The sequence below is a fragment of the Aeromonas cavernicola genome, from assembly GCF_002795305.1.
GTDB classification, from domain to species: domain Bacteria; phylum Pseudomonadota; class Gammaproteobacteria; order Enterobacterales; family Aeromonadaceae; genus Aeromonas; species Aeromonas cavernicola.
Genome location: NZ_PGGC01000066.1, coordinates 1 through 959, shown reverse-complemented (window position 1 = coordinate 959; position 959 = coordinate 1). Strand labels below are relative to the sequence as shown.

Genomic DNA, 959 nt, shown 5'->3' with positions numbered 1-959 from the left:
TGTCTTGCCTGTCGGTCACGCTCATGTTTACACCCCGCCTCCTCAAAATACGCCGCTAGACCTTGCCATTACAGGTGTTTACCCTGCTGAAAACAGCCGTATACAGGGGGCGTTATGTCGGTATTGAGTGTCAGGGTGTCCGAGCAGCAAAAAACCGCCATCGAGCTAGCCGCAAAAGCGGCCAATGTGAGTGTGCCGGAATACGTCAGACAGGCCCTATCCGTCGGGCAACTAGAGGCCCTTAAGCAGCAGCACCATGACACCGAGCAGGCGATTAGCACGCTACGTGATGAGCTGGCCAGCCTATCGAGCAAAGCCACAGACACCGCCACCACCTTCGCCACCTGTTTGGATGAGGCAGACAGCACCGCCCAGCGTATCCGCAGACGCTTAGACGGGGATCGGCTGTTTGTGGTGTGCATGGCAGGGGGAATTGGCTGGTTACTGGCGTTCTCGGCGGCCATGTTAGGGGTCTACTTGATGAGGTGATCGGTAGAGTCTACTTAGAGTCTAGAGAGTCATTAGAGGAGACGCTTAAGAGAGTCTGGCTAGAGTCTTCCTTGGCCTTTTGGAAGCATTTGATCGCCCCTTCCCACCGCAACCCTACTGGTGACAAGGCAGAGTAGGATCAGACTCTAGAGTCGACCCTAAGAAGACTCTACCAAGAGTCGGTAACGACTCTAAAAAACCACATCAGCGCTACAGTGCATCAGGAAAAAGCAGGTAACCCCAAGACCTCACAGGGATAATCTGCAAATCGCAGATTTGCGAGGGGTGTGGATAGTGAGCCCTCAAGAAGCAGGCTAGCCGGATGCAGCACGTTATTCAGAGGACTGGCTACCTTCCCCGCCAGTGGGCATAATCATTTTTATAATTTGATACTTCAAAATATGGATGTGATGGAAGAGCTACAAGCTAAGTGGACGTTTGACCAAGGGGGCTTTGCCAAAGCGCTGATC

General features: G+C 53.1%; 1 protein-coding gene and 1 pseudogene. Both read left to right on the top strand.

Annotated elements, in window-relative coordinates; translation table 11 throughout:
- The first annotated feature begins 114 nt into the window (after nucleotides 1-114).
- Nucleotides 115-489 (top strand): plasmid mobilization protein, encoded by a 375-nt coding sequence (locus CUC53_RS07345; RefSeq protein ID WP_157798219.1) that lies wholly within the window; start codon nucleotides 115-117, stop codon nucleotides 487-489.
- A 287-nt stretch (nucleotides 490-776) separates the two neighbouring features.
- Nucleotides 777-959 (top strand): annotated as a pseudogene (locus CUC53_RS19200) (hypothetical protein); the annotation flags it as partial.